Consider the following 26,386-nt stretch of genomic DNA (forward strand, 5'->3'; position numbering starts at 1 on the left):
GGTCACCCCTCGACCCAGAAGTTGTCGTGGCGCGCGAAGAAGTCCCGGCGCTCCTCCTCGGACAGCTCCCCCACCGTCGCCAGGCCCTCGAAGTACGACTCGCGGGGCGCGCCGGGGTGGAACATCAGCAGCATCGAGGCGGGCTCGCCGGATTCGTTGCGGAAGCCGTGGATGCCGCCCTCGGGGACGTGCACGAAGTCGCCGGGCTCGTGGTCGACCCACTCGGCGCCGTTGTAGATCGTGATGGTCCCCGAGAGGATGTAGAAGGACTCCGAGATGGTGCGGTGGAAGTGCGGCGCGGGGCCGGAGCGGGCCCCGGTCGAGTTCCACTGGTAGAGCCCGAACTGGCCGTTCGTGGACGCGCCGGTGGCGAGGTAGTCGACGGAGACGCGGTCCGGGTAAGTCAGGTCCGGCGGGGCCGACACGGGCCGGAAGTGGGCGCTCATCTCGCCGTCGTCGCCGAAGTACTTCGGTTCGGGATAGGTCATGGCTCTCGCCCTCTCTTCCGTGCGGCCAGTGTCGCGGCAGTCCGGGAGGCTTCGCCTCCGGAGCCGGGCCCGTGTCCGACCGTGCCGGTCGGTCAGGCATATTTGACCACGGAGCTAGCCGCGCGGCAAGTGCGCTGCGGCCGTGAAGACTGGGAGAGCCGATGACCGGGACCGTACTGTTCGAGCGGGCCGCCGTGCTCGACACCGCCGCGGGCGAACTGATCCGCGGCCAGCGCGTGCTGGTGCGCGGCAACGAGATCGCCGAGGTCGGGCCCGATGTCGAGGCGCCCGGGGACGCCCGGGTGGTCGACCTGGCCGGGCGGACGCTCATGCCCGGCCTCATCGACTGCCACGCGCACGTCAACGCCCACAGCGCGGACCTCGCCGGGCTGGCCGACGAGTCGCCCGCGTACGTCGCTTTGCAGGCCGCCAAGGAGATGCGGGAGATGCTGCACCGCGGCTTCACCACCGTGCGCGACCCGGGCGGGGCGGACTTCGGGCTGCACGAAGCGGTCGCGCAAGGGGTCGTGGACGGCCCGCGGCTGTACTTCGGCGGCAAGGCGCTCTCGCAGACCGGCGGGCACGGCGACGGGCGCCCGCGCGGGCGCAGCGTGCGCGAGGACCACCAGTGCTGCCCCGATTTGAGCATGGTGTGCGACGGGGTGGACGAGGTGCGCCGCGCCGCGCGGGAGCAGCTGCGCACGGGCGCGTTCCACGTCAAGATCATGCTGTCGGGCGGGGTGGCCTCGCCGACCGACCGGATCGACTCGACCCAGTTCTCGGTCGAGGAGATCCGCGCGATCGTCGAAGAGGCCGAGGCCGCGAACCGGTACGTCGCCGGGCACGCCTACACCGCGCGGGCCATCAACCGGGGCCTCGCCGCGGGGGTGCGCTCCATCGAGCACGGCAACCTCCTCGACGAGTCCAGTGTGGAGCTGTTCTTGGAGCACGACGCGTTCCTGGTGCCCACCTTGGTCACCTACCAGCGCATGGCCGCCGAAGGCGCCGAGCACGGGCTCCCGCCGGCCAGCATCGCGAAGAACCCCATCGTGCTCGACGCGGGCCTGCGCGCCCTCGAACTCGCCCACGACGCCGGCGTGAACCTCTGCTACGGCTCCGACCTCCTCGGCGGCATGCGCCGGCACCAGTTGGAGGAGTTCGCGATCCGCGGCGCGGTCCTCCCCGCGGCCGCCGTCATCCGCTCGGCCACGGTCACCGCCGCAAGGCTCCTCAAGGAGGAAGGCCGACTCGGGCAGGTCGTCCCGGGCGCCCTCGCCGACCTCCTCGTCATCGACGGCGACCCCCTCGATGACCTCCGCGTGCTCACCGACCCCGAGGCGAACCTGCGGCTGATCATGCAGGACGGCAAGGTGAAAGCGGACCGCCTCACGGTCCCCCGCTGATCGCGGCCCCGCCCGGAACGGGGCGTTTAAGCTGGGTTCCAACCCTTCCAGCCAGCCGTGAGGAACCCGATGCCCGCAGGACAGCTCATCGCCGACCGGTACCGGCTCGACGCGCTCATCGGCGCCGGCGGCATGGGCGAGGTGTGGCGCGCGTTCGACACCGGGCTGCGACGCGACGTCGCCATCAAACTGCTGCACCGCGGCGGCGTCGAAGGCGCCGCCGCGGCCCGCGCCCGGTTCGTGCGCGAAGCCCAGGCCGTGGCCCGCCTCCGCCACCCCGGCATCGCGGTCCTGCACGACTACGGCGAGGACACCGGCCCCGACGACACCCGCTCCTACCTCGTCATGGAGTACGTCGAAGGCAGGCCGCTCAGCGCCGTCCTCGCCGACGGGCCCCTCCCGCCCGGCGAGGCGATGCGCCTGTGCGCCGAGATCGCCGACGCCCTCGCGACCGCCCACGCCTCCGGCGTCATCCACCGCGACATCAAGCCCGCCAACATCATCGTCGGCGACGACTCGCATCCCCGGCTCGTCGACTTCGGCATCGCCCTCCTCGCCGACGAGACCGCCCTCACCGGACCGGGCGTGCAGCTCGGCACCCTCACCTACGCCTCCCCCGAGCAGATCGACGGCGCACCGCTCACCCCCGCCAGCGACCTGTACTCCCTCGGCGTCGTCACCTACGAATGCCTCAGCGGCGAACCGCCGTTCACCGGACCGACCCTCTCCCCCGTCGTCCACGGCCACCTGCACAAACCACCGCCCGAACTCCCCGCGACCGTCCCCGCCGACGCCCGCGCCGTCATCATGCGGGCCCTGGAGAAGGACCCGGCCCGGCGGTGGCGCGACGCGGCCGCCCTCGCCGACGCCTGCCGCGGCGACAGCCCCGACCCGACATCGACACTGCCCCTCCCGCCGCCCGGCGCCGCCCGCCGAACCCGCCGCCGCACCCTCCTCGCCGCCGCGATCGGCACCCCGGTCGCAGCCGCGGCAGCAGCAAGCACCTTGTGGCTCAACACCACACGACGACACGACGACGACACCTCGACCGAGGAGCCCGCCGTCCCGACCACCGTCGTCCCCCACGACGGACTCCTCATCACCGCCCACGACGCCCCGATCGCGGCAATGACCCCCGCACCGGGCGCGGCCGGGCCGGTGCTCTACACCGCGGCGGGAACCGAACTGCGGCTCTGGGACCTCAACATCGGCACGGCACTCGGGGCGACCGAGACCGAGCACCCGGTCACCGCCCTGCTCATCGCACCCGTCCCGGGCGGCCGCGCACGCGTGATCGCCGTCGACAGCGCATCAGGCGTGCACGTCGCCGACGCCGGAAGCACCGAGCTCACGAAGATCGGCACCGGCGCCTTCGACGCCGCCGCGGCCACCTACGCCCCCCACGTCCGCAACGACTCCACAGTGCTCACCGCCATGACCCCGACCGGCTGCGCCACAGTGGACCTTGACACGGGCGCTCCCGGCCAAGGCATGACCCTCCAGCCCGGGTTCATCGACCACGCCGCCCTCGCCCCCAACAGGGGCGAACTCGCCGTCGCCCACGCCGAACCCGACGGCGCCGTCACCCTCCACCACCCCACCGACGGCTCCGTCCGCGGACGCGTGCCGCCCCATGCCGACTGGCGACCCGACACCGACCGCACCGCCGGCCTCCGGGTCGCCCAAGCCGAAGACGGCAGCCCCCGCGGATTCGTCTACAACGCGACCGACCAGCGCTACTACCAAGTCGACCTCTGGACCTACGAATCCATCGGCGAACCCCTCCCGCTCGCCCCCATCGACGCCCCGCACGACACCTGGCTGCTGCCCGGCGACACCGGCGACGCCATGCTCACCATCGAGAACGACCTCCCCGTCCTCGCCGGCACCGAGGAGCGCAGCCGACAGGAGCTCACCGCACCCGGCGAACCGCGCCCGGTCGCACTGGCCTCCCTCATCGCCCCCGACCAGCGCACCGCCCTCATCGGATACGACGACGGCAGCGTCAGAACATGGCGGCTCGCCTGACCACCAGAAGGAACCGCATTGATCACCACCCCGATGACCGTCATCCCCAAGGCCGGATTCGACTTCGCCCGGTTCGGCGAGACGCGTGCCTCGCACCGCAGTCGACTCGGCGAATACGAGGCCTGGCGACCGGACCAGACCGCGACCGCCGACACCGACCTCTACCTGCCCTCGCTCGTGTCCCTCGCGTACGACGACACCGATCGGCTCAACTTCATCGAAGTCGTCAACGACGACGTCGAAGTGCTCTACGAGGGCGTACAGCTGCTGAACCGGCCCGAACAGCAGGTCGTCGCCGCACTCACCGCCCTCATCGGACTCCCGCCGATCCACAGCGCCGGCATGTACGCCGTCCCCGAACTCGGCATGCGCCTGCGACCCGACTACGACGACGAACTCGACGACTACGCGATCAAATTCATCGGTCTGATGCCCGAGGAGACCTACCCGGGCTTCCAGCGCTGAACACGAAGACGGCGGCGGGGGGGGGGGGGGGGGGGCCCCCCCCCCCCCCCGCCTCGCTCAAACAGCGAACGCTGCGAGCTCTGCTCGATCAGAGATCGCTGCGCTTCTCTTCGTTCAAAGATCGCTGCGCTTCTAATCGTTCAAAGATCGCTGCGCCTCTGTTCGATCACAGATCACTGCGCCTCTGTTCGATCACAGATCGAAGTGACAAGCGACCTTATGACCGCTCGCCGCCTCCCGCCACTCCGGCTCCACCTCCGCGCAGATGTCCTCCGCCCAAGGGCAGCGGGTGCGGAAGCGGCAACCCGACGGCGGATTCGCCGGCGACGGCAGGTCGCCCTTCAAGATGATCCGCTCACGGTTCGCCTCGATCTCCGGATCAGGCTGCGGCACCGCCGAAAGCAGCGCCTTCGTGTACGGATGCCGCGGACGCTCGTAGATCGTCTCCGAATCCGCCTCCTCCACCAGCTTGCCCAGGTACATGACCCCGACCCGGTCGGAGAGGTGACGGACCACCGCGAGGTCGTGCGCGATCACCAGATACGTCAGACCGAACTCGTCCTGCAGCTCATCGAGCAGGTTCATCACCTGCGCCTGAATCGACACGTCAAGCGCACTCACCGGCTCATCGCACACGATCAGATCCGGACGCAGCATCAACGCCCGCGCAATGCCCAGACGCTGACGCTGACCGCCCGAGAACTCGTGCGGGAACCGCTCCAGCACCGACTTCGGCAGACCCACCGCATCGAGCGTCTCGACCGCCAGCTTGCGCCGCTCCGCCTTCGACCCGACCCCGTGCACCTTCAACGGCTCCGACAACAACATTTCCACATTGTGCCGAGGATTCAGCGAACCGAGCGGGTCCTGGAAGACCATCTGCATCCGCGACCTGAAGCGGCGCAGACGCTCACCCTTCATGGCCGTCACCTCGTCACCGCCGAGCCGCACCCGCCCCGCGGTCGGCTCCTCCAACCGCAGCACCGCCCGCCCGAACGTCGTCTTGCCGCAACCCGACTCACCAACCAGGCCGTACGTGCCGCCCGCGTCGATCTGGAGACCGACCCCGTCGACCGCCTGCACATGGCCGACCGTGCGCTCCACCACGATGCCGCGCCGGATCGGGAAGTGGACCTTCAAATCCTCCACCTCGAGCAACGGCGTCGAAACGTCAGACGTCGCGGCAGCGGACAAGTCCGGCTCCTCCGTGCGCTGCGCGGGAACATGCGGATCCGCGTGCTGCTCAGTGCTCATGCGACCTCCTCGGCCATGACGCAGCGGTGGGCGTGCACAGCCCCGACCAGCGCGGGCTCACCCTCGACGCAAGGCGCCGCGACACGGTCGCAGCGCGGCGCGAACGCGCAACCGTCCCGCCAGCGGATCACATCCGCGATCGAACCGCGGATCGGCATCAACGGCTCGTGAATCGGAAGATCAAGGCGCGGAATCGAACCCAGCAGCCCGATCGTGTAAGGATGCGTCGGCCGCCGGAACAGCTCACGCACCGGCGCGGACTCGACCACCCGCCCCGAATACAGCACGTTCACCTCATCGCAGATCCCCGCGACCACCCCGAGGTCGTGCGTGATCATCAGCAGCGCCGTGCCCTCCGCCTCCACGAGGTCCTTCAGGAGCTCGAGGATCTGCGCCTGAATCGTCACGTCGAGCGCCGTCGTCGGCTCATCGGCGATCAACAGCCTCGGCGCGCACGCCACCGCGATCGCGATGAGCACGCGCTGGCGCATGCCGCCCGAGAGCTGGTGCGGGTACTCCTTGAGGCGGCGGGCCGGGTCGGGGATGCCGACGCGGTCGAGGAGGTCCGAGGCCTCCTTGATGGCCTTGTCGCCCTTGAGGCCGCGGTGGCGTTCGAGGACCTCGGTGATCTGTCGGCCGATCGGGACGACCGGGTTGAGGCTCGACAGCGGGTCCTGGAAGACCATCGCGAGGTCCTTGCCGCGGCGGCGGCGCATCGCGGCCGGCGCGAGCGACAGGAGGTCGGTGCCGTCGAAGACGGCCCGCCCCTCGACCTCCGCGCCGCCCCGGCGGCCTCGGCCGCCGGTGGCCGCGATGGTCTGCGGGGCGACCGCGGTCGCCTTCAGTCCACTGTCGACCGGTTCCGCGGCGGCGGCCTGAACGGGCTGGCGGGCCCTGCGGCCGCGGGGCTTCGGCAGGAGCCCCATGATCGCCAGGCTCGTCACCGACTTGCCGCAGCCGGACTCGCCCACGAGCCCGACCACCTTGCCTTCGGGGACCGAGAACGACACGCCGTCGACGGCGGTGGACGCCCCGAAGGCGACCCGCAGGTCTTCGACTTCGAGCAGTGCCACTATTCCTGCCTCCGCAGTCTCGGGTCGAGCGATTCGCGCATGGCCTCGCCCAGGAGGGTGAAGCCGAGCGCCGTGACGATGATGCCGACGGCCGGGTAGATCGCCAGTTGCGGTGCGCCCGAAAGGAACCGCTGCGCATCCGCGAGCATCGTGCCCCACTCGGCGCTGCCCGGGTCGGGGTTGCCGAGGCCCAGGTACGAGAGCGCGGCGGCCTCGATGATCGCCGTCGCGAGCACCAGCGTCGCCTGTACGATCACCGGGCCCAGCGAGTTCGGCAGGATGTGCGAGACCACGATCCGTCCCTTGGGGACGCCGATGGCGATGGCCGCGAGCACGTAGTCCGAATGGGCCTGGGCCAGCATCGAACCGCGCAGCAGCCGCGCGAAGATCGGGATCTGCGCGACCCCGACCGCGATCATCACCGTCCGCAGCGACGGCCCCAGCAGCGCCGCGACGCTCAACGCCAGCAGCAGCATCGGGATCGCCAGCGCCACGTCGACCGCGCGCATGATGACGGCCTCGAGGCGTTCGCCCCAGCGGCCGCCGAACGTGCCCGCCGCGGCGGCGACACCGCCGATGAACGCGCCCGCGACGAAGCCGATGAGCGTGGCCACGACGCCGACGAGCAGCGTCTGGCGGGCTCCGACGATCATGCGGGAGAACATGTCACGGCCGAGGTGGTCCAGGCCGAACCAGTTCTCCGGGCGCGGGCCCGGGAAGATGTTCCGGTTCAGGAAGACCTCGCGTCCCCAGGTCTGCGCGGTCGGATCGTACGGTGCGACCCACGGGCCGACGATCGCCACGAGGACGAACAGGCCCACGATGACCGCGCCGGTGATCGCCATGGGCGAGCGGCGCATCCGGCGGATCGACTGGCGCCACAGGGAACCGCTCTTGGCGTCCCGGGCGGTGGCCGTGGCCTCGATGAGCCGGTCGAGCTTCTCGATTTTCGCGATGGTCATTTGCGCACCCGCACTCTCGGGTCGAGCAGGCCGTATGACAGGTCCACGAGGAGGTTGATGACCACGTAGAACACGGCGATGACGAGGATGAAGCCCATGAGCGCCGGGTAGTCCCGCTCGGTCGTCGCCTGGTAGACGAACGAGCCGATGCCGCCGAACGCGAACACGCTCTCGGTGAGCACCGCGCCCGCGAAGAGGCTGCCGAGCAGCAGGCCGATGATCGTCGCGATCGGGAGCATCGCGTTGCGCATCACGTGGCGGCCGCGGATCGTGGAGGGCTTGAGGCCCTTCGCGTCAGCGGTGCGCACGTAGTCCTCGCCGACCACGTCGAGCACGCTCGCGCGGGTGATGCGGACGATGACCGCGAGCGGGATCGAGGCGAGCGCGATCGCGGGCAGGATCAGGTGCTTGATCGCGTCCCAGGCGATGTCGAGCTCGCCGGTGATGAGCCCGTCGAGCACGCGCAGGCCCGTCACTTCGGTGAAGTCGGCGCCGGCGGTCAGGCGGAACGTCGTCGGCAGCCACCCGAGCTCCTGCGCGAACACCACTTTCAGCATGGCGGCCAAGAAGAAGATCGGAATGCACGTGCCCAGGAGCGAGCCGGAGACGGTGCTGAAGTCGACCCAGGTGCCGCGGCGCTTCGCCGCGAGGTACCCGAGCGGGATGCCCAGGCCGACGGCGATGAGCATGGCGGCCAAGGAGAGTTCGACGGTGGCGGGCAGGCGGTCGGCGAGCTCCGTCGCGATCGGACGTCCGCTCGACAGCGAGGAGCCGAAGTCGAGGCGGACGATCCGGGAGAGGAACTCGCCGTACTGGGTCCAGACCGGCTCGTCCAGACCCAGGGCGGCCCGCAGCGCCTCCCGCTGCTGGTCCGTGGCGTTCTCGGGGAGCAACCGGTTCTCGGGTCCGCCCGGAAGGGCTTTGAACCACGCGAACAGCAGCAGCGAGAGTCCCAAGAGCGCCACGGACAACTGCAGGAGGCGCTTAACGGTGTAGCGCAGCATATTCGGCTGTAATCGTTCCGTCAGGAGCCGGTGGTGAAGTAGACCTGCGAGAAGTCCTCCCGCGTCAGCGGGGAGACGTCCGGCGGGTACACGTCCGGCGCGAACGCGATCGACGGCGGCGAGGACGAGATCGGCAGGCCCGGCAGCTCCGCCATCACGGCCTCGTTCGCGGTCTTCCACAGGTCCACGCGGGTGGCCTGGTCGGGCTCGGTGTTGGCGGCGGCGATCGCGTCGAACACCTCGGGGTTGTTGAAGCCCCATTCGGTGGACTCGGTGGCGAACCAGGTGCCGAGGAAGTTGTACGGGTCGGCGAAGTCGCCGGTCCAGCCCAGCAGGTACAGCGGGCAGTCGCCGGAACGGGTGGTCGGGATGTAGTCGACCCACGTGATCGGCTTGGCCTCCACCGTGACCCCCGCGGCCTGCAGGTCGGAGGAGATCATGTCGAAGATGTCCTTCGGCGCCGGCATGTACGGCCGGGTCACGTCGGTCGGGTAGCAGAAGGTGATGGTGAGGTCTTCCGCGCCCGCGTCGGCGAGCATCTGCTTGGCCTTCTCGGCGTCGTAGTCATAGGTCGCGACGTCCTCCGAGTACCCCTCGAGGCTCGGCGGGATGAACTGGGTTGCGACCATGCCGCCGGCCGGGAGCACCGAGTTGACGATGCGCTCGCGGTCGATGGCGTAGGAGAGGGCCTCGCGGACGGCGTGGTCCTCGAGCGGGGCGTGGCTCTGCGTGTACGCGAGGTACAGCAGGTTGAAGACGCCGCGGACGGGCACCTGGTAGCCGTCCTCGATGAGCGCCTGGGCGTCGGCCGGGGCGGCGAGGTCGTAGCCGTGGATGTCGCCGGCCACGAGGGCCTGGCGGCGGGCGGTCTCGTCCGAGATGGTCTTGAAGATGACCGTCTTGACCTTCGCGGGCTCGCCGAAGTACTCGTCGTTGCGGGTGAGCACGACCTCCTGCGAGCTGTGGTCCCAGCTCTCGAGCTTGTAAGGCCCGGTGCCGGCGAGGGTGCCGACGGTCTGGGTGTACTCCGGCAGCGGCGAGTCGGCCGCGGGGATCGCGGCGTCGGCGACGGCGTCGATCGAGGCCGGGCTGATGATCGAGAGCGATTCGAGGGTGAACGCGCCCGGGAAGCTCGAGGTGTACTTGCTCAGGCTGATGGTCGCGTCGAGGCCGTCGGCGGCGCAGCCCTTGTAGATCGACTCGGTGGTGATGCCCATGGCCGGGTCGTTCTCGGCGAAGCCGCCGAACACCGACGAGTAGTAGTAGGTGAAGTTCGGGGACTGGTAGCCCGCCTTGAAGTTCGCCCAGCGTTCGAAGTTCTTGCAGACGGCGGCGCCGTCGAGGGGCTGCCCGTCGTGGAAGGTCACGCCCTCACGCAGGTGGAACGTCCACTCCGTGCCTTCCTCGTTCTGCTCGTAGGACTCGGCGAGACCGGGAACGGTGTCGGTGCAGTCGGCGTCCAGGAGGGTGTCGAAGACCTGGCGGTTGACGCGGAAGGTCTCACCGTCGGAGGCGAGGATGGGGTCGAGGCTGGTCGGGTCGCCAGGGGTGCCGAAGACGAACGGCTGCGAATCGTTCCTGGCGGTGTCGGCTTCGGGGGTGCCGTCGGTGCGCTCAGGACACGAGAAGTCGAAGTCCTCGGCGGAGTCGGCGTCACCGCCGCCGTCGCCGTCGGAGCCGCAGGCGGCGAAGAGGCCCAATGCCAGAGCGGCGCTCGCCGCTGCGGCGAGGGCGCGCTTCGTTGGGGTTAGTGACGTGCGCATAGGTTGTCTCACCCGTCGTCGTTGGGTATTCGGAGGTAGAGACAGCCTAAGTGCAGGTGAGTTACACCACTGTTAAGCGTTATGTGATCGTGACCGTTTCGGCGAATATTGTTACCCAAATCGTAAGGATCGCACCGAAGTGAATCCCGTTGCGCCACAAGGGGACTCAAAACAGCCCCGCCTGACGCGCCCTAACGGAGAGCAAACCTGCCAATTACAGAGCGCGGCGCCCCAACGACTTCGGGCCCATCGAACTCCCGATCGATCAGGACGCACCGGCCCGATCGAACAGGGCTCATCGGTGAACAAAGGTCCCTGGGGCCACTGAACGCCGACAACCCGGACGCCCGGACTCCGGGACCCCTTCAAGACACCGGGTCCCGTCGACCCCGACGCCGAGCCCTGCCGACCCCAAGGACTCCGCCCCCGGGGGGCCCGGACCACTCAGGCTCGCGCCTTCGACTCCCCCGCAACTGCTCGCTCTCGAGCACCGCCAGTCGACACCCCTCCGGACGCCGCTAACCGACGTCCCTCCAGGCGCCGCTAACCGACGCCCCTCCGGACGCCACTAATCGACGCCCCTCCAGGCGCTGCTAGTCGACGTCCCGGCGGCCCGAGAACGCCCGGCCGAGCGTCACCTCGTCCGCGTACTCCAGGTCCCCGCCCACGGGCAGACCGCTCGCGAGCCGGGTCACCTTGAACCCCATGGGCTTGATGAGCATCGCCAGGTAGGTGGCGGTCGCCTCGCCCTCGGTATTCGGGTCCGTGGCCAGGATCAGCTCCTTCGTCTCTCCCTTTTGGAGACGGATCAAGAGTTGGCGGATCCGCAGGTCGTCAGGGCCGATGCCCTCCAGCGGATTGATCGCACCGCCCAGCACGTGGTACCGGCCGCGGAACTCCCCGGTGCGCTCGATCGCGAGCACGTCCTTGGGTTCCTCGACGACGCAGATGAGCGCCTCCGACCGGCGCGGGTCCCGGCAGATGCCGCACTGCTCGGCCTCGGTCACATTGCCGCAGGTCTCGCAGAAGCGCACCTGGGCCTTGACCCGCTCGAGCGCGGAAGTGAGGCGCTCGACATCGACGCTCTCAGAGGCCAGCAGATGGAAGGCGAGCCGCTGGGCGCTCTTCGGGCCGATGCCCGGGAGCTGGCCCAGCTCTTCGATGAGGTCGCCCAAAGCCCCGTCGTACAAGGATCTCTCTTTTCCTGCGGCTCGTTCGCGGTCAATGTGGGGGTGGCGGCTGGTGAACGGCGCAAACGCGCCGGGGCCCTTGCGGCCCTAGGAGGTCGTTCCTGGTTCCTGGTCTACATTCCGGGGATGCCGAGGCCGCCGGTCATGCCGCCGAGGGCGTCGCCGAGCGGGCCCATCTTCTCGGCGGCGAGGCGCTTGGCGTCCGCGTTGGCAGCCTGGACCGCGGCGAGGATGAGGTCTTCGAGGGTCTCGACGTCTTCGGGGTCGATCGCCTTCGGGTCGATCTTGACACCCTTGAGCTCGCCGTCGCCGGTGACCGTGGCGCTCACGAGCCCGCCGCCGGCGGAGGCGGTGACCTCGGACTCGGCCAGTTCGGCCTGAGCCTGCATCATGTCGGCCTGCATCTGCTGCGCCTGCTGCAGCATCTTCTGCAGGTCTCCTCCTGCGAACATGTCCATGTCACTCCTCGCCGTCGGCTCCGGGTCTCCTAGGTGTCCCGCCAGCCTAGCCGTCTCGGGCGACATCCGTGTTGTGGCGGGCGGCCGAGGTGGTGTCTCGGCCGCCCGCGTGTGCTCCCGCGGGAGCGAGGGGCGGTAGGGCATCTGGCGGGGACCGCGCGCGGCCGGATTGCCGCGCGCGACCTCGGTATGGCGACGTTCGCGAATCCCCTTCTGTCGCCGCCATCCCGCTGATGCCCGATGGCGTTTTTGCCATCTACTACAACACGATGGGTAGCGGAGTGGCAACAGAAGTTTTCCGCCTGTGGATAACCCACCGCAAAATCAGTGTTATTGCAGGTAGGAAGCCTGTGGATAACTTTGGGGAATTCAGGCGATCTGCTTGGCGCTGAAGGCGGTCGTCAGGAGCTTCACGGCCTGCTCCTCGCTCGTGCCGAAGCCGCCCGGGGCGACGGGGTCGTCAGGGCTCGGCTCGTCGAAGTCGTCCGCAGGAGGCTCCTCGAAGGACTCCGCGGCCGGCGGCGGGGCCTGGCGGGACGGGGCGCCCTGCTGCCGAGCGCTCTGCGCCTGGCCGTTCGACGAGCCCGCAGGCGCGGGGCGGCTCGGCGCCGGGCTAGGCGCCGGTCCCGTTCCCGCTTTTGGGAGGCTCCCGGCCTCCCCCACTTCGCACCGGATCTTCCAGTTGCCGCCGAGGACGTCGTTGAGAACCCCCACGACGATCCCGTACGCGGGCTCCTTCTGCAGGTTCTCCGCATGGAAGGAGTGCTTGAAGGCGAGCACCACTTCGTTGTCCGTGGCGTCGGCGATCGTCGCATCCTGCAGCAGCGCCGCAGTGGTGCGCTTCTTGTCCTTGACCGCCATCATGATCCGGTCCCACTGGCGCCGGATCGAAGCGGCTGAGGCCCCACCGGACTCGGCGACCGGCGCGTACGCCGGAGCCGCCGGCTCGGCGGCCGGGACGGGCTCGGCGTCGGCCCAGTCGTCAGCGGGCGCCGCGGGCTCGGGCACCGGCGGGCTCGCCTGCGGGGCTTCGTCTTCCCAGGGCGGCACGGCGACCGGAGCGGCCGGCACTGCGGCCGTCTCCTCTGCGGGCGGCGGCGGGACCGGTGCCGGAGTCGCGGCAGGGACGGGAGCAGCGGGCTCGGCGGTCTTCGCCAGCGCGGCGCGTGCCGCGGCGGCGCCGCCGGTCGGGATTTCGCGCGCCGGCGCCGCGAAGGCGGCTCCGGCGGCGCGCTGCTCGAGGGTTTCGAGGCGCTGGGTGAGTCCGGCCATGGATTCGTCGGAGCCGGGCAGGATGGCGCGGACGCAGGCGAGTTCGAGGAGGAGGCGGGGGGCGGTGGCGCCGCGCATGCTGGCGAGTCCGGCGGCGATGACCTCGGCCATGCGGGTGATGGTGGAGGTGCCCATGCGGGTGGCCTGGCTGGTCATCTTGGCGAGCTGGTCGGCGGGGGCGTCGACGAGGCCGGAGGAGCCCGCGTCGGGGACCTGGTGGAGGACGATGAGGTCGCGGAGGCGTTCGAGGAGGTCGCCGGCGAAGCGGCGGGGGTCGTGGCCGCCTTCGACGACGCGTTCGACGACTTCCATGACGGCGCGGCCGTCGGCGGCGGCGAAGGCTTCGCACATTTCGTCGAGGAGTCCGGCGTCGGTGACGCCGAGGAGTCCGGCGGCGCGTTCGTAGGTGACGCCTTCGGGTCCGGCGCCGGCGATGAGCTGGTCGAGGACGGAGAGGGTGTCGCGGGCGGAGCCGCCGCCGGAGCGGACGACGAGGGGGAGGACGTCGTCGGCGACGACGGCGCCTTCTTCGTCGCAGAGCCTGCGGCAGAGTTCGCGCATCGCGGGCGGGGCGATGAGGCGGAAGGGGTAGTGGTGGGTGCGGGAGCGGATGGTGGGGAGGACCTTGTCCGGCTCGGTGGTGGCGAAGATGAAGAGGACGTATTCGGGGGGTTCTTCGACGAGTTTGAGGAGGGCGTTGAAGCCTGCGGCGGTGACCATGTGGGCTTCGTCGATGATGTAGATCTTGAAGCGGGAGTCGACGGGGGCGAAGACGGCGCGTTCGCGCAGTTCGCGGGCGTCGTCGACGCCGCCGTGGCTGGCGGCGTCGATCTCGATGACGTCGACGGAGCCGTGGCCGTCTGCGGCGAGGGCGCGGCAGGAGCGGCATTCGCCGCAGGGTTCGGGGGTGGGGCCCTGGGCGCAGTTGAGGGAGCGGGCGAGGATGCGGGCGGAGGAGGTCTTGCCGCAGCCGCGGGGGCCTGAGAAGAGGTAGGCGTGGTTGAGGCGCCCGGCGCGGATGGCGTTGATGAGCGGTTCGGTGACGTGCTCTTGGCCGACGACCTCTGCGAAGGTCTGCGGCCGGTATTTGCGGTACAGCGCGAGTGCCACGTCTTCCTCCTGCTGGCCGGGGCTCTTCCGTTCCTGCCAGGGTACGGCCTGGCTCTGACATATGGCGGCGCGACCGGTGGAGTTGGTGCGGGCGGCACAGCAGGGGCCGCGGCGTGTCGGGTGGTGTCGGTATCTCGTTGTTTTCGGGCGTTCTCGGGGGTGGCTTCGCTCACGTGTAAGCGGTATCCTCTAACGATACCGACGCATTTAAACGTTTCAATGTAAGGAGTTCCCCCTTGCGCACTCCCGCTCCATCCCGCGCCAGACTGGCGCGCTGGTTCGCCGCGGTGACCGTCGCCGTCTGCACGGCCGCGGGCCTCACCGCCCTCACGGCCGCTCCGGCGTCCGCCGTCGAGACCAACGTCTGGTACCGGATCGTCAACGACCAGACCGGCCTCGCCGTCAGCATCGAAGGCGGCTCCACCACCGCGGGCGCGAAAGCCGTCCTCGCCACCACGTCGAACGCGACCAGCCAGCAGTTCCGCTTCGTCGACTCCGGCAGCGGCTACTACCGGATCCAGGCCCGGCACTCGAATCAGGTACTCGACGTCTACGCCAAGTCCACCGCCAACGGCGCCGACATCGTCCAGTGGGCCGACAACAACGGCACCAACCAGCAGTGGCAGGTCAACAACCAGTCCGACGGCAGCGTCGAACTCGTGAACCGCAACTCGGGCAAGGCCCTCGACAACTGGGAGGGGGCGACCACCGCGGGCAGCCGCGTCTCGCAGTACACCCGCAACAACCTCGAGACGCAGCACTGGAAGCTCGTGCCGGTCGAGACGGGCGGCACCTCCGGGAACGGCTCCCTCACCGACCCGAACGTCCAGTTCTACGGGCGCTGGGACAAGGACAACGCCACCTGGTACCAGATGGGCTGGGCCGGCGGGTACGTCGAGACCGCCTTCACCGGCTCCTCGATCGGCGTGAAGCTGCGCAACACCATCGACATGTGGTACTCGATCGACGGCGGCAACGAGACCTGGATGCGGAACGTCTCCGGGAACGTGACCGTCAGGAGCGGCCTCAGCGGCACCCACACGATCCGCATCGGCTTCCGCGAGCGGGCCGGCTCCTACACCGGCGACCCGTCCTTCGGCGGGTTCATCCTCGGCTCGGGCGGCGCGACCAGCGCGACCGTGCGGCCCGACAAGCACATCGAGTTCATCGGCGACTCCATCACCGTCGGCTCGCCGAACGCGAACCGTCCCTTCTCGACCTACGCGTGGAACTCGGCCGAAGCGGTCGGCGCCTCCCACATGCAGGTCGCCGAAGGCGGCGCGTGCGTCTCGACCACCGACTGCCGCGGCATGGTCGACTGGTTCCTGCGCACCACCAACCAGGACGCGAACGACATGTGGGAGTTCAACACCTACGAGACCGACGTGGTCGTCATCAACCTGGGCACCAACAACAAGGTGTCCGCGGCGCAGTTCCAGGCCGACTACATCCTGCTGCTGCAGCGGGTCCGTCAGTCGTACCCGAACGCGGAGATCCTCGCGATGGGCGTCTTCCGCGAACGCCTGCTCACGGAGGTGCAGAACGCCGTCGCCAACCGCAACAACGCCGGTGACTCGAAGGTCCACTACGTCGACACCCGCGGCTGGGTGAATGCGTCCACCGACACCAGCGACAACGTGCATCCGCACGACGCCGGCCACGCGAAGATCGCCGGCCTGCTGACGCCGATCCTGCGCCAGTACCTGTAAGCGCAACGCGGCGGCCGCCCCTGGTATCGGCGGCCGCCGCACCCAGAGGCGGTGCCCGAACGGGCACCGCCTCTCCCTATTGGGTCGAGAGGGCCTCCGTCGGCGAGAGCCGGGACGCCCGGATCGCCGGGTAGAGCCCCGCGACCGCGCCGATGAAGAGCGTCGCGCCGACACCGCCCGCACTCGCCCAGTACGGCACCACCGCAGGCCAGCCCTGCGAGGACGCGTACCCGACCGTCACCACGGTCCCGATGAGCACCCCGCCCAGGCCGCCCAGGGCACTGAGCAGCAGCGACTCCGCGAGGAACTGCACCCGCACCTGGCCGCGCGTCGCCCCCAGCGACCTGCGCAGCCCGATCTCACTGCGCCGCTCCAGCACCGAGATCACCATCGTGTTCGCGACCCCGACCCCGCCGACGAGCAGCGCCACCGCGCCGAGCCCCAGCAGCATCCCGGTGAACGCCGAGTCCACCGCCTGCTGCGCCTCGAGCGCGTCAGAGGGCCGCGACACCGACATCTCATCGGGCGCCGACGGATCGGCCGTCGCCGCGAGCACGTTCGCCACATCGAGCACATAAGCGTCCTCAGCGCGGGTGTACACCGTGGTCGCGTGCCCGTCGAACGCGAGGTACGCCGCAGCGGACTCCCAGCCGATGAGCGCCGTCAGGTTCAGCTCCGGCGCGAGCGCCACCGGCTCCAGCACGCCCACCACCGAGAACCACTGCCCGCCGATGTAGACGTCCACGCCGGCGCCGGTGACCCCCAGCTGCTCGGCGGCGCTCGAGCCGAGCACCACCGCCGGGTACTGCGCCGTGGCCTCGTTGAGCCACACGCCGTCCGCGAGCGCCGCACCCACCGTGTCGAGCAGGTTGAGCTCGGCCGCCTGCACGGTCATGCCGCCGCTCTGCGACTCCGGAATCCGGTCCGACCGGTACACGTTCACGTCCGGCACCACCCCGGTCGCCGCGACCTGCGTGACCGGCGTGATCCGGCCGATCATCGACACCGCCTCGTACGGCAGCACCCCGACCTCGCCGCTCATCATCGACGTGCCCGGCGAGACCGTGAGCAGGTTCGTGCCGAGCGCCGCGAGCTGCCGGTCGAGCTCGGCCCGGCTCGACGACGAGATCCCGACGACCGCGATCATCGCCGCGATCCCGATCGCGATGCCCAACGCGGACAACCACGCCCGCAGCGGCCGCGTGCGCAGGCCGGTGGCCCCCACCCGCAGCACGTCCCCCGGGTGCATCCGAGCCGACCGCAGCGACTTCGCGGAAGGCTCCGCCGGACCGGACGACCGCAGCGACCGCATCCGGCGAGCGCCCTTCGGCCGCCTCCCCGGCGGTGGCGGCCCGGCGTCCGGCACCGGGGCCGTGCCCGAACCGGGCGGCGACGCCGAAGCGGCGGCCTGCGGGGGTTCGAGCGGGCCTCCTTGCGCGGTTCCCGGCTGCGGTCGCGAAGGCGCACTTGCCGGTCGCGTCGGCGTCGATGCCTGCTCGACGCCCGGCGCCGGTTCGAGCGGACCGCCTTGCGGCGCGCTGCTCGGCTGCGGACGCGAGGACCCGCTGGCCGAACGCCACGAGGCCGCCTCGTCCGCGTCCGGTGCCGGCGGTTCGTTCCCCGAAGGCCCGGTAGGCGTTCGCGGTCCGAGTCGGCCTCCCGCCGCATTGGTTCCGTCGACGTTCGGTGCCGGCGGTTCGTTCCCCGAAGGCCCGGTAGGCGTTCGCGGTCCGAGTCGGCCTCCCGCCGCATCGGCCCCGTCGGCGTTCGGTGTCGGCGGCGCGGGGATCGGCGGCGGCCAGCCGCCCGGGAGCGGCTCCTCGCCGCGGCCCGGACCGGTTGAGGGCGTTGGCATTCAGACCACCTCTCCGTCGCGCATCGCGACCTGCCGCGGCAGCGACCGCGCGATGTCCTGGTCGTGCGTGATGACCACGACGGTGGTCCCGGCCGCGTGCAGCTCGTGCAGCAGCGCCATCACCCCGGCCCCGGACACCGAGTCGAGGTTGCCCGTCGGCTCGTCCGCGAGCAGCACCGCCGGCTCCCCGACGATCGCCCGCGCCACCGCCACCCGCTGCCGCTCGCCACCGGACAGCTCGTTCGGCAAGTGGTCCAAGCGGTGCGCGAGCCCGACCTTCTCCAAGGCCGCGGCGGCACGCGCCCGCCGGTCCGGACCGCGCCGCCCCGAATAGAGCAGCCCGTCCGCGACGTTGTCGAGCACCTGCTGGCCCACCGCAAGGTGGAACTGCTGGAACACGAACCCGATCCTGGTGGCACGCAGCGCGGACAGCTGCTTGTCGCGCAGCCGCGCCACATCGAACCCGTCGATGCGGACCGTGCCCTCGCTGGGCCGGTCGAGCGTGCCGATGAGATGCAGCATCGTCGACTTGCCCGAACCCGAGGGGCCGACGATCGCGCACATCTCCCCCGCCTCGATCCGCAGGGAGACGCCGCGCAGCGCCCGCACCCCGCCCGGATACGTCTTGGAGACCCCGTCGAGCTCCACCACCGGCCGCGGCCCCGCCGGCGTCTCGGCCTCCGCAGGGGCCTGCGCGAGGGTGCTCATGAGGGCACCACCACGGCCATGCCCGCTTCGAGGCCCTCGCCGCTCACTTCCACCGACCCGTCGGCGAACAGGCCCGTGTCGACCGCGATCACCTCAGTGGTGTCGCCGTGGGCGATCTCCAGGCCGTACCCGCCGGCGCCGAGGCCCAGCAGGGCCTCCACCGGAACGGTGAGCACGTCCTCGGCCGTGTCCCCGGCGAACCCGATGTCGACCGCGGCCTGGTCGAGCCCGTCGAACACCGCCGGGTCGTCCGCGGCCACCGTCACCTCCAGGTACGTGGTGCTCTCGGTGCCGCTCTGCGTGTCCTCCTCGCTCACCAGCGACTCGGAGTCGGCGATCGTCCCGGTCGCCTCGGTGCCGTCAGGGAGGGTGATCGCGACGGCCTCGCCGACCGTGACCAGCTCCTGGTCCTCCAGGTCGACCTCCACCGTCACGACCTTGTCGAGGCCCGTGTAGTCGAGCACCGGCGCGCCCGGCTGGGCCGGGTCGCCCAGCTCGACGCCGACCGTATCCACCCGCACCTCCCCAGGGGCGTAAGCGATCTGACCCAGATCGACGACACCGGTCTCCGGCAGGCCCAGGTCATCCTGCCACTCCTCCACCGCCTCCGCGGTCGCGTCCGTGTACTCGTCGTCCACGGTGAACCCGTCATAGCCGAGCTTCGACAGGTTCTCCTCGAACTGCTGCACGTCGGCGCCCTCGGCGCCCGGCGTCAGCGACCGGTACGCCGGGAGCGACCCGTACAGGAGGGTCACCGGCTGGTCGTCCACCGCGTACAGCTCACCGCCGCGCTCGATCACGTCGCCCGCCTTCGGCAGCGCCGTGAACGTGCCGCCCCGCAGGCAGTCGAGACCGATCACGTCCCCGAAGCCGAGATCGCCGGAGGCCGTCACGGTCTCGGTGAGCGTCTGCTGCACGACCTCGGCGGTCGCCGGGGTCTCCTGCGACGCTCCGGCCTCGGCCTCCTCGAAGAACACCCGAGGATCGAAGCCGAGAGCGGCCGCGGCGGCCCCGGCGGCGGCCACCGCCACGGCGGTCACGGCGACCGCCTTCCCGACGGCGCCCCTGCGGCGCTCGCGGGTCATCACTCGTCCTCGCTAGGACGCTCGGGGCGCAGGTCCGCGCACGCCTCGTCGGCCGCCTGGAACTCCTCGCTCTGCGGGTCGAAGCCCTGTTCGCCGTTCATCATGATGCCGCCGTTCGGCTGCGGGTCCGGGAACTCGGTGATGCCGTTCTCACGCATGCACTCCGAGTAGTCCAGCAGTGCCTCGTAGATCTCCGGGTCGAGCGTCTCGCCCTCACCCGGGCCGGGCATCAGGTCCTCGCAGGCCTCCTCGGCGGCCTTGAAGTCCTCGTCCTGCGGGTCCATGCCCTCGGGCAGGGACAGGCCCACGCCGTTCTCGCCGTTGCGCTCCGGGTCCGGGAACTCCGTGATCCCGTTCTCGCGCATGCACTCCGAATAGGCCAGCGCCTGCTCGAAGCCGTCCAGCTCCTCGCCGCCGCCGGCGTCCTCGCTCGCGGACTCGGAAGCGGTGGTGTCGACGCTGGCCACGCCCCCGTCGCCGTCGTCGTCGCTGCAGGCCGCGACCGTCAGGGCCGTCAGGCCCAAGAGGAGTGCGATCGTGTATCGCCGCATGAAAGCTCGTCCTTTCTCCGCCAGGGAGGTCCCGGCGCAGCACCAGTACAGTCGCGGCGGCGTTGCCCGGCCGTAAGCCGAAACGGCAATGCCGCGGCAACGCGGGGCGGGCCATGATGGAGGGCATGAGAATCCTGGTGGTGGAGGACGAGCCGCTGCTCGCCGATGCCGTGGCCGAGTGGCTGCGCGGAGAGTCGCATGCGGTGGACATCGCGTTCGACGGTGCGGCGGCGCTCGAGCGGTTCGGCGTCAACGACTACGACGTGGTCGTCCTCGACCGGGACCTGCCGGGGGTGCACGGCGACCAGGTGTGCCGGGCGATCGCCGCCGAGCACGGGGACACGCGGGTGCTGATGCTCACGGCCGCGTCCGACATCGACGACCGGGTCACCGGGCTCTCGCTCGGCGCGGACGACTACTTGCCGAAGCCGTTCGCGTTCCGGGAGCTGGCGGCGCGTGTGGCGGCGCTGGGGCGGCGGGCCCGGCCGGCGGCGCCGCCGGTGCTCGAGCGGGCCGGGATCACCCTCGACACGCATCTGCACCAGGTGTTCCGTGACGGCCGGTACGTGCCGTTGTCGCGCAAGGAGTTCGCGGTCCTCACCGAGCTGCTGCGGGCGGGCGGCGCGCCCGTCTCGGCCGAGCAGCTGCTCGAGAAGGCCTGGGACGAGCACACCGACCCGTTCACGCAGGCGGTGCGGATGACCATCCTCAAGCTCAGGCGCAAGCTCGGCGACCCGCCGGTGGTCCTGACCGAACCCGGAGTGGGGTACTACCTGCAATGAAGCGCCGCATCCGACTCACGCTCCGGGCCCGCCTGACCCTCGTCTACGGCGGGCTGTTCCTCGCCGGCGGGGCGCTGCTCCTGGTCCTCACCTACAGCCTCGTCGAGCAGGGCATCCCCGATGAGGGGGCGATCATCCGCAGCTTCAACTCCTCCGGGGAGGAGGTCGCGCCGCCCGAGACCGAGGTGCTGACGGAGGACCAGCACCTGCGGCTCATCGCCACGAACGAGGTGTGGGCCGAGGCGCTGGACGCGATCCGCAACCAAGGGCCGCTGGCGCTGCTGCTGGTAGGGCTCGGGACGATCGCGATCGGCTGGCTCGTGGCGGGGCGGATGCTGCGGCCCCTGCAGCGGGTGACCGACACGGCGGCGCAGATCGCGGAGGCCCCGGCTGCGGACCGGGGCCTGCACCAGCGGATCAAGGTGAGCGGTCCGCGCGATGAGCTGCGGGAGCTCTCGGAGACGTTCAACCGGATGCTGGAGCGGCTCGACCAGTCCTTCGACGGGCAGCGTGCGTTCATCTCCAACGCCTCCCATGAGCTGCGGACGCCGCTGACGGTGACGCGGGCGCTGCTGGAGGTGGCGGTGCACCGGCAGGACGCGTCCGCGGAGGTGCGGCTGCTGGGCGAGACCCTGCTGGAGGTGAACGCGCGGCACGAGCGGCTCATCGAGGGCCTGCTGCTGCTCATGCGCTCGGACCGCGAGCTGGCCGAGCGGTCGTACGTGGACCTGTCGGACGTGGCCGAGTACGTGGTGGCGCAGACCCCGGCGGGCGGGGTCGCGGTGGCGACCCGCTGCGAGGAGGCGCCGACCATGGGCGAGCCGGTGCTGCTGGAGCGCCTGGCGCAGAACCTCGTGGAGAACGCGATCCGGTACAACGCGCCGGAGGGCGGATGGATGCGCGTGGCGACCCGCCGCGAGGGCGCCTTCGCGGTCCTGGAGGTCGTCAACGCGGGCCCGGTGGTGCCCGTGTTCGAGGTGGAGGGCCTGTTCGAGCCGTTCCGGCGCCTGGGCACCGAGCGGCTCGCCACGGCCTCCAAGGGGGCCGGGCTCGGCCTGTCCATCGTCAGGGCGGTCGCGAAGGCCCACGGCGGCGAGGTCACCGCGGCGGCCCGCGCCGAGGGGGGCTTGGCGGTCACGGTGCGGCTGCCTGCCGCGGGCGACTGACCGGGGAAACGAGAAAAGACCCCGGGAAACCGGGGTCTTTCTGCTGGAGCCGCCTAACGGAATCGAACCGTTGACCTATTCATTACGAGTGAATCGCTCTACCGACTGAGCTAAGGCGGCGGGGTCCCTCACGCACCCGACAGAGCCCGCTTATCCTTGCTGCCTTCCGGCCCTGGGGAGGTTCACAAGATGACGCCGCATGAGGGACGGGCGAAAGTCTACCCCACGCCTCCGCCGCCACCGAACCGGGAGCGCCCCGACGGGGCCCGATGCAGCGCAGGTCACCTCGTTCAACCCGGTTGGAAGTCGCCGGAGGCATCCGGTAAGGTCTTCCGCGGAGGATTCGCATAGTGGCCTAGTGCGCACGCTTGGAAAGCGTGTTGGGTTAACGCCCTCAGGGGTTCGAATCCCCTATCCTCCGCCAGTGGCGAGAAGAGAGAAGCCGGAGCAGCCGCTCCGGCTTTTTTCATGCCCTCCGCGCGCCCGGGCCACGGGTGCTCCGGACGCCGTCGGGCACCGAACCGGCTCGACCCGGACGCGGCGCCGAGTACGCCTGCCCGGCCGCCGCCGGCTCGCGGCGGCACGGCACGACGAAGGGGCGGGACCTCGCGGTCCCGCCCCTGTTCGCTCGATCGGCCTCCGCGGTTAAGCGGCGCCGCCCTGGCCCACCTGGCCGCCGCGCGGCCCGGCTCCCGGGCTCTTCGGCGGCATCGTGCCGGTACCGGCTCCCGGGCTCTTGGGAGCCCGCTCGCCGGCCAGCTCGGCCGGAGGCGTGTCCGGGACGCTCGCGGGCTTGTCGGCGCCCCTGAACGTCAGGTTCGTCTTCTCGACGTCCTTCGGGTCGCCGTCGACGTCCACGATCACGATCTGACCGGGGGTGAACTCGTTGAAGAGGATCTTCTCCGAGAGCGTGTCCTCGATCTCGCGCTGGATCGTGCGGCGCAGCGGCCGCGCACCCATGACCGGGTCGTAGCCCTTGTGCCCCAGGTACAGCTTCGCGGCGTCCGTCAGCTCCAGGGCCATGTCGCGGTTCGCGAGCTGGTCCTCGATGCGCTTGACCATGAGGTCGACGATCGCGACGATCGCGTCCTGCGAGTGCTTCGGGAACACGATCGTGTCGTCGATGCGGTTCAGGAACTCGGGGCGGAAGTGGTTCTTCAGCTCCTCCGAGACCTTCTCCTTCATCCGGTCGTAGTCGCCGCCCTCGGACGCGTCCGACTGGAAGCCCAGCGAGACGGCCTTGCCGACGTCCTTCGTGCCGAGGTTGGTGGTCAGGATGATCACCGTGTTCTTGAAGTCCACGATGCGGCCCTGGCCGTCGGTCAGGCGACCGTCCTCCAGGATCTGCAGGAGCGTGTTGAACACGTCCGGGTGGGCCTTCTCGATCTCGTCGAACAGGACCACCGAGAACGGCTTGCGGCGCACCTTCTCGGTGAGCTGCCCGCCCTCGTCGTACCCGACGTACCCGGGAGGCGCACCGACCAGGCGCGACACCGTGTACCGGTCGTGGAACTCGGACATGTCGAGCTGGATCAGCGAGTCCTCGGAGCCGAACAGGAACTCCGCGAGCGCCTTCGCCAGCTCGGTCTTACCCACACCGGACGGGCCGGCGAAGATGAACGAACCGGACGGGCGCTTGGGGTCCTTGAGCCCGGCGCGGGTACGGCGGATCGCCTTCGAGACGGCCTTGACGGCGTCCTCCTGGCCGATGATCCGCTTGTGGATCTCCTCCTCCATCTTCAGCAGACGGGAGGTCTCCTCCTCGGTGAGCTTGTAGACCGGGATGCCGGTCCAGTTCGCGAGGACCTCGGAGATCATCTCCTCGTCGACCTCGGTGACCTGGTCGAGGTCGCCGGCCTTCCACTCCTGCTCGCGCTTGGCGCGCTTCTCGTGGAGGCGCTTCTCGGTGTCGCGCAGGCGCGCGGCGGCCTCGAAGTCCTGGGCGTCGATCGCCGACTCCTTCTGGCGGCGCGTCTCCGCGATCTCCTCGTCGATCTCGCGGAGGTCCGGCGGTGCGGTCATCCGGCGGATGCGCATTCTCGCGCCCGCCTCGTCGATGAGGTCGATGGCCTTGTCGGGCAGGAACCGGTCCGAGATGTACCGGTCCGCGAGCGTCGCGGCCTGCACCAGGGCGCCGTCCGTGATGGACACGCGGTGGTGGGCCTCGTAGCGGTCCCGCAGGCCCTTGAGGATCTCGATGGTGTGCGCCAACGACGGCTCGGCCACCTGGATCGGCTGGAAGCGTCGTTCCAGGGCGGCGTCCTTCTCGAGGTACTTGCGGTACTCGTCGAGCGTGGTCGCGCCGATGGTCTGCAGCTCGCCGCGGGCCAGCATGGGCTTGAGGATCGAGGCCGCGTCGATCGCGCCCTCGGCGGCCCCCGCACCGACGAGCGTGTGGATCTCGTCGATGAACAGGATGATGTCGCCGCGGGTCTTGATCTCCTTGAGGACCTTCTTCAGCCGCTCTTCGAAGTCGCCGCGGTAGCGCGAACCGGCCACCAGGGCGCCCAGGTCGAGCGTGTACAGCTGCTTGTCCTTGAGGGTCTCGGGGACCTCGCCCTTGGTGATCGCCTGCGCGAGGCCCTCGACGGCGGCGGTCTTGCCGACGCCGGGCTCGCCGATGAGCACCGGGTTGTTCTTGGTGCGGCGGGAGAGGACCTGCATGACGCGCTCGATCTCGCGCTGGCGCCCGATCACGGGGTCGAGCTTGCCGTCGCGGGCGGCCTGCGTGAGGTTGCGGCCGAACTGGTCGAGCACGAGCGAACCGGACTGCTGCGCCTCCTGGGAGGTGCCGCCGGCCGTGGCGCCCGCGGGCTCCTTGCCCTGGTAGCCGGACAGGAGCTGGAGCACCTGCTGGCGGACGCGGTTGAGGTCCGCGCCGAGCTTGATGAGGACCTGGGCGGCGACGCCCTCGCCCTCGCGGATCAGGCCGAGCAGGATGTGCTCGGTCCCGATGTAGTTGTGGCCCAGCTGCAGCGCTTCGCGCAGGCTCAGCTCGAGCACCTTCTTCGCCCGCGGGGTGAAGGGGATGTGCCCGGACGGGGCCTGCTGGCCCTGGCCGATGATCTCCTCGACCTGCTGGCGGACGCCTTCCAAGGAAATGCCCAGGCTCTCCAGGGCCTTCGCCGCCACGCCCTCGCCCTCGTGGATGAGGCCGAGCAGGATGTGTTCCGTGCCGATGTAGTTGTGGTTGAGCATCCTGGCTTCTTCTTGAGCCAAGACGACCACGCGTCGGGCACGGTCCGTAAACCGTTCAAACATGCGCTTCTGCTCCTCGCGTCCGCCGCTACTTGTCGTCGTTACTGGTCGTGGCTTGCAAAACCCTGTGGGTACACCTTATCTCCCGGGTCCGCGGACGACGGGTGCCACGTGGGTGACAACAAGCGTGCCTCTTCGACCATTCCCGGTGATAACAGGTTCGCTGTGAGCGCAATACCCGTCCCGCGTCGCGGCAATCCAATGGTGCCCGACGGGTGTGACAGCCCGGCCGACTCCGCCGTCCCGAAGAACGGAACGGCACGGCCGTTCTCGGCCTCTGTTCGCAGCGTGCCCGCTATGGCGATGACGGCCCGCATCCTCATTTTGTTCGCTGCGCGCGAAAATACCCGCTCCCCGGGAGAGAGCGGGCATGGAAGTCGGTTCGCCGGGTGCCTGACTAGTTGTGCGCGGCGTTGTATTCCTCGACGATGGCCTGCGGGATGCGCCCGCGGGGAGAGACGCGCTTGCCGCTGCGCTCGGCCCACTCGCGGATGGCCTTGTTCTGCTCGCGGTCCACAGTCTGGCGACGCGGGGCGACGGCGCCGCGGACCGGGCCGCGGGGGGCGCCCAGGCTGTAACGGCCGAGTCGGGTGCCGGCCTCCTGGAACTTCTCCAAGGCATCGCGCAGTTCCTTGGCATGTCCCGCCGAGAGGTCGATCTCGTAGGCCTGCCCGTCGATAGCGAATTTGACGGTCTCCTCAGCCTTGCTGCCGTCGATATCGTCGATCAGGATGACCTGTGTCTTCTTCGCCATGGCAAATTCCTCTCGAACTGTAGCGACTACCGCTGCCGGGACAACCGT

General features: G+C 70.2%; 20 protein-coding genes, 2 tRNA genes, 1 other RNA gene and 1 pseudogene. 7 read left to right on the forward strand and 17 right to left on the reverse strand.

The genetic code is table 11. The features are described from left to right. Positions 1–2: 2 nt before the first annotated feature. The gene (locus QWI33_RS15630; RefSeq protein ID WP_289958074.1) at positions 3–488 is read right to left on the reverse strand and encodes a cupin domain-containing protein; all 486 of its coding nucleotides are present in this window, start codon (positions 486–488) and stop codon (positions 3–5) included. A 161-nt stretch (positions 489–649) separates the two neighbouring features. On the opposite strand from QWI33_RS15630, the gene QWI33_RS15635 reads away from it, so the two are divergent. The 3 genes from QWI33_RS15635 (at position 650) to QWI33_RS15645 (ending at position 4,384) form a co-directional block, all read left to right on the forward strand. Next, entirely contained in the window at positions 650–1,891 is a 1,242-nt protein-coding gene (locus QWI33_RS15635; protein ID WP_289958075.1) for a metal-dependent hydrolase family protein, read from the forward strand. Positions 1,892–1,960: 69 nt separating this feature from the next. Next, positions 1,961–3,919: a serine/threonine-protein kinase gene (locus QWI33_RS15640; RefSeq protein WP_289958076.1), complete on the forward strand. Its 1,959-nt coding sequence runs from the start codon at positions 1,961–1,963 to the stop codon at positions 3,917–3,919. A gap of 18 nt (positions 3,920–3,937) precedes the next feature. Continuing rightward, positions 3,938–4,384: a hypothetical protein gene (locus QWI33_RS15645; RefSeq protein WP_289958077.1), complete on the forward strand. Its 447-nt coding sequence runs from the start codon at positions 3,938–3,940 to the stop codon at positions 4,382–4,384. A 192-nt stretch (positions 4,385–4,576) separates the two neighbouring features. Here the strand turns inward: QWI33_RS15645 and QWI33_RS15650 are convergent, their stop codons facing one another. The 8 genes from QWI33_RS15650 to QWI33_RS15685 form a co-directional block, all read right to left on the reverse strand. Next, positions 4,577–5,638, reverse strand: coding sequence for an ABC transporter ATP-binding protein (locus QWI33_RS15650; RefSeq protein WP_289958078.1), 1,062 nt, complete (start codon positions 5,636–5,638; stop codon positions 4,577–4,579). Next, complete coding sequence (locus QWI33_RS15655) at positions 5,635–6,711, reverse strand: ABC transporter ATP-binding protein (RefSeq protein WP_289958079.1); 1,077 nt, start codon at positions 6,709–6,711, stop codon at positions 5,635–5,637. Before QWI33_RS15655 ends, QWI33_RS15650 begins: the two co-directional genes overlap by 4 nt. Continuing rightward, on the reverse strand, positions 6,711–7,673 hold the full coding sequence (locus QWI33_RS15660) for an ABC transporter permease (protein WP_289958080.1): 963 nt from the start codon (positions 7,671–7,673) through the stop codon (positions 6,711–6,713). Before QWI33_RS15660 ends, QWI33_RS15655 begins: the two co-directional genes overlap by 1 nt. Then, positions 7,670–8,677, reverse strand: coding sequence for an ABC transporter permease (locus tag QWI33_RS15665; RefSeq protein ID WP_289958081.1), 1,008 nt, complete (start codon positions 8,675–8,677; stop codon positions 7,670–7,672). Before QWI33_RS15665 ends, QWI33_RS15660 begins: the two co-directional genes overlap by 4 nt. 20 nt (positions 8,678–8,697) lie before the next feature. Continuing rightward, entirely contained in the window at positions 8,698–10,440 is a 1,743-nt protein-coding gene (locus tag QWI33_RS15670) for an ABC transporter substrate-binding protein (protein WP_289958082.1), read from the reverse strand. A gap of 593 nt (positions 10,441–11,033) precedes the next feature. Beyond that, positions 11,034–11,630 (reverse strand): recombination mediator RecR, encoded by a 597-nt coding sequence (gene recR / locus QWI33_RS15675; protein WP_289958083.1) that lies wholly within the window; start codon positions 11,628–11,630, stop codon positions 11,034–11,036. Positions 11,631–11,743: 113 nt separating this feature from the next. Continuing rightward, positions 11,744–12,082, reverse strand: a complete 339-nt coding sequence (locus QWI33_RS15680; protein ID WP_353895491.1) for a YbaB/EbfC family nucleoid-associated protein — start codon at positions 12,080–12,082, stop codon at positions 11,744–11,746. A 375-nt stretch (positions 12,083–12,457) separates the two neighbouring features. Continuing rightward, a complete protein-coding gene (locus QWI33_RS15685) occupies positions 12,458–14,470 on the reverse strand; it encodes a DNA polymerase III subunit gamma and tau (protein ID WP_289958085.1) in 2,013 nt (670 codons plus the stop codon). Between the two features lie 236 nt (positions 14,471–14,706). Here QWI33_RS15685 and QWI33_RS15690 point away from each other — a divergent pair, with 236 nt between their 5' ends. Continuing rightward, the gene (locus QWI33_RS15690) at positions 14,707–16,179 is read left to right on the forward strand and encodes an RICIN domain-containing protein (RefSeq protein ID WP_289958086.1); all 1,473 of its coding nucleotides are present in this window, start codon (positions 14,707–14,709) and stop codon (positions 16,177–16,179) included. Between the two features lie 76 nt (positions 16,180–16,255). Here the strand turns inward: QWI33_RS15690 and QWI33_RS15695 are convergent, their stop codons facing one another. From QWI33_RS15695 to QWI33_RS15710, 4 genes are all read right to left on the reverse strand, one after another. Further along, positions 16,256–17,428, reverse strand: a complete 1,173-nt coding sequence (locus QWI33_RS15695; RefSeq protein ID WP_289958087.1) for an ABC transporter permease — start codon at positions 17,426–17,428, stop codon at positions 16,256–16,258. Positions 17,429–18,034: 606 nt separating this feature from the next. Then, the gene (locus QWI33_RS15700; RefSeq protein WP_289958088.1) at positions 18,035–18,742 is read right to left on the reverse strand and encodes an ABC transporter ATP-binding protein; all 708 of its coding nucleotides are present in this window, start codon (positions 18,740–18,742) and stop codon (positions 18,035–18,037) included. Beyond that, the gene (locus QWI33_RS15705) at positions 18,739–19,827 is read right to left on the reverse strand and encodes a peptidoglycan-binding protein (RefSeq protein ID WP_289958089.1); all 1,089 of its coding nucleotides are present in this window, start codon (positions 19,825–19,827) and stop codon (positions 18,739–18,741) included. Before QWI33_RS15705 ends, QWI33_RS15700 begins: the two co-directional genes overlap by 4 nt. Continuing rightward, positions 19,827–20,378, reverse strand: a complete 552-nt coding sequence (locus QWI33_RS15710) for a hypothetical protein (protein WP_289958090.1) — start codon at positions 20,376–20,378, stop codon at positions 19,827–19,829. Before QWI33_RS15710 ends, QWI33_RS15705 begins: the two co-directional genes overlap by 1 nt. Before the next feature lie 125 nt (positions 20,379–20,503). Here QWI33_RS15710 and QWI33_RS15715 point away from each other — a divergent pair, with 125 nt between their 5' ends. Next, on the forward strand, positions 20,504–21,160 hold the full coding sequence (locus QWI33_RS15715) for a response regulator transcription factor (protein WP_289958091.1): 657 nt from the start codon (positions 20,504–20,506) through the stop codon (positions 21,158–21,160). Continuing rightward, positions 21,157–22,326 (forward strand): sensor histidine kinase, encoded by a 1,170-nt coding sequence (locus QWI33_RS15720; RefSeq protein ID WP_289958092.1) that lies wholly within the window; start codon positions 21,157–21,159, stop codon positions 22,324–22,326. The genes QWI33_RS15715 and QWI33_RS15720 overlap by 4 nt, the downstream gene beginning before the upstream one ends. Before the next feature lie 44 nt (positions 22,327–22,370). On the opposite strand, the gene QWI33_RS15725 is transcribed toward QWI33_RS15720, so the two are convergent. Both QWI33_RS15725 and ffs read right to left on the reverse strand, forming a co-directional pair. Continuing rightward, a tRNA-Thr gene (locus QWI33_RS15725) sits at positions 22,371–22,446 on the reverse strand. After that, positions 22,444–22,537, reverse strand: an RNA gene (gene ffs, locus QWI33_RS15730) — signal recognition particle sRNA small type. The genes QWI33_RS15725 and ffs overlap by 3 nt, the downstream gene beginning before the upstream one ends. A gap of 125 nt (positions 22,538–22,662) precedes the next feature. Between ffs and QWI33_RS15735 the strand changes: the two genes are divergently transcribed. Next, positions 22,663–22,750, forward strand: a tRNA-Ser gene (locus tag QWI33_RS15735). A 326-nt stretch (positions 22,751–23,076) separates the two neighbouring features. Here the strand turns inward: QWI33_RS15735 and QWI33_RS15740 are convergent. Beyond that, positions 23,077–25,587, reverse strand: a pseudogene (locus QWI33_RS15740) (ATP-dependent Clp protease ATP-binding subunit); the annotation flags it as partial. Between the two features lie 394 nt (positions 25,588–25,981). After that, on the reverse strand, positions 25,982–26,338 hold the full coding sequence (locus QWI33_RS15745; protein ID WP_208498769.1) for a histone-like nucleoid-structuring protein Lsr2: 357 nt from the start codon (positions 26,336–26,338) through the stop codon (positions 25,982–25,984). Between the last annotated feature and the right edge of the window lie 48 nt (positions 26,339–26,386).

Source organism: Glycomyces tritici, assembly GCF_030403505.1.

Coding starts and splice junctions, on each gene's coding strand:
- QWI33_RS15630 (WP_289958074.1), bottom strand. CDS start 488: ATGACCTATCCCGAACCGAAGTACTTCGGCGACGACGGCGAGATGAGC.
- QWI33_RS15635 (WP_289958075.1), top strand. CDS start 650: ATGACCGGGACCGTACTGTTCGAGCGGGCCGCCGTGCTCGACACCGCC.
- QWI33_RS15640 (WP_289958076.1), top strand. CDS start 1,961: ATGCCCGCAGGACAGCTCATCGCCGACCGGTACCGGCTCGACGCGCTC.
- QWI33_RS15650 (WP_289958078.1), bottom strand. CDS start 5,638: ATGAGCACTGAGCAGCACGCGGATCCGCATGTTCCCGCGCAGCGCACG.
- QWI33_RS15660 (WP_289958080.1), bottom strand. CDS start 7,673: ATGACCATCGCGAAAATCGAGAAGCTCGACCGGCTCATCGAGGCCACG.
- QWI33_RS15665 (WP_289958081.1), bottom strand. CDS start 8,677: ATGCTGCGCTACACCGTTAAGCGCCTCCTGCAGTTGTCCGTGGCGCTC.
- QWI33_RS15670 (WP_289958082.1), bottom strand. CDS start 10,440: ATGCGCACGTCACTAACCCCAACGAAGCGCGCCCTCGCCGCAGCGGCG.
- QWI33_RS15680 (WP_353895491.1), bottom strand. CDS start 12,082: ATGTTCGCAGGAGGAGACCTGCAGAAGATGCTGCAGCAGGCGCAGCAG.
- QWI33_RS15695 (WP_289958087.1), bottom strand. CDS start 17,428: ATGCACCCGGGGGACGTGCTGCGGGTGGGGGCCACCGGCCTGCGCACG.
- QWI33_RS15700 (WP_289958088.1), bottom strand. CDS start 18,742: ATGAGCACCCTCGCGCAGGCCCCTGCGGAGGCCGAGACGCCGGCGGGG.
- QWI33_RS15705 (WP_289958089.1), bottom strand. CDS start 19,827: ATGACCCGCGAGCGCCGCAGGGGCGCCGTCGGGAAGGCGGTCGCCGTG.
- QWI33_RS15710 (WP_289958090.1), bottom strand. CDS start 20,378: ATGCGGCGATACACGATCGCACTCCTCTTGGGCCTGACGGCCCTGACG.
- QWI33_RS15715 (WP_289958091.1), top strand. CDS start 20,504: ATGAGAATCCTGGTGGTGGAGGACGAGCCGCTGCTCGCCGATGCCGTG.
- QWI33_RS15720 (WP_289958092.1), top strand. CDS start 21,157: ATGAAGCGCCGCATCCGACTCACGCTCCGGGCCCGCCTGACCCTCGTC.
- QWI33_RS15745 (WP_208498769.1), bottom strand. CDS start 26,338: ATGGCGAAGAAGACACAGGTCATCCTGATCGACGATATCGACGGCAGC.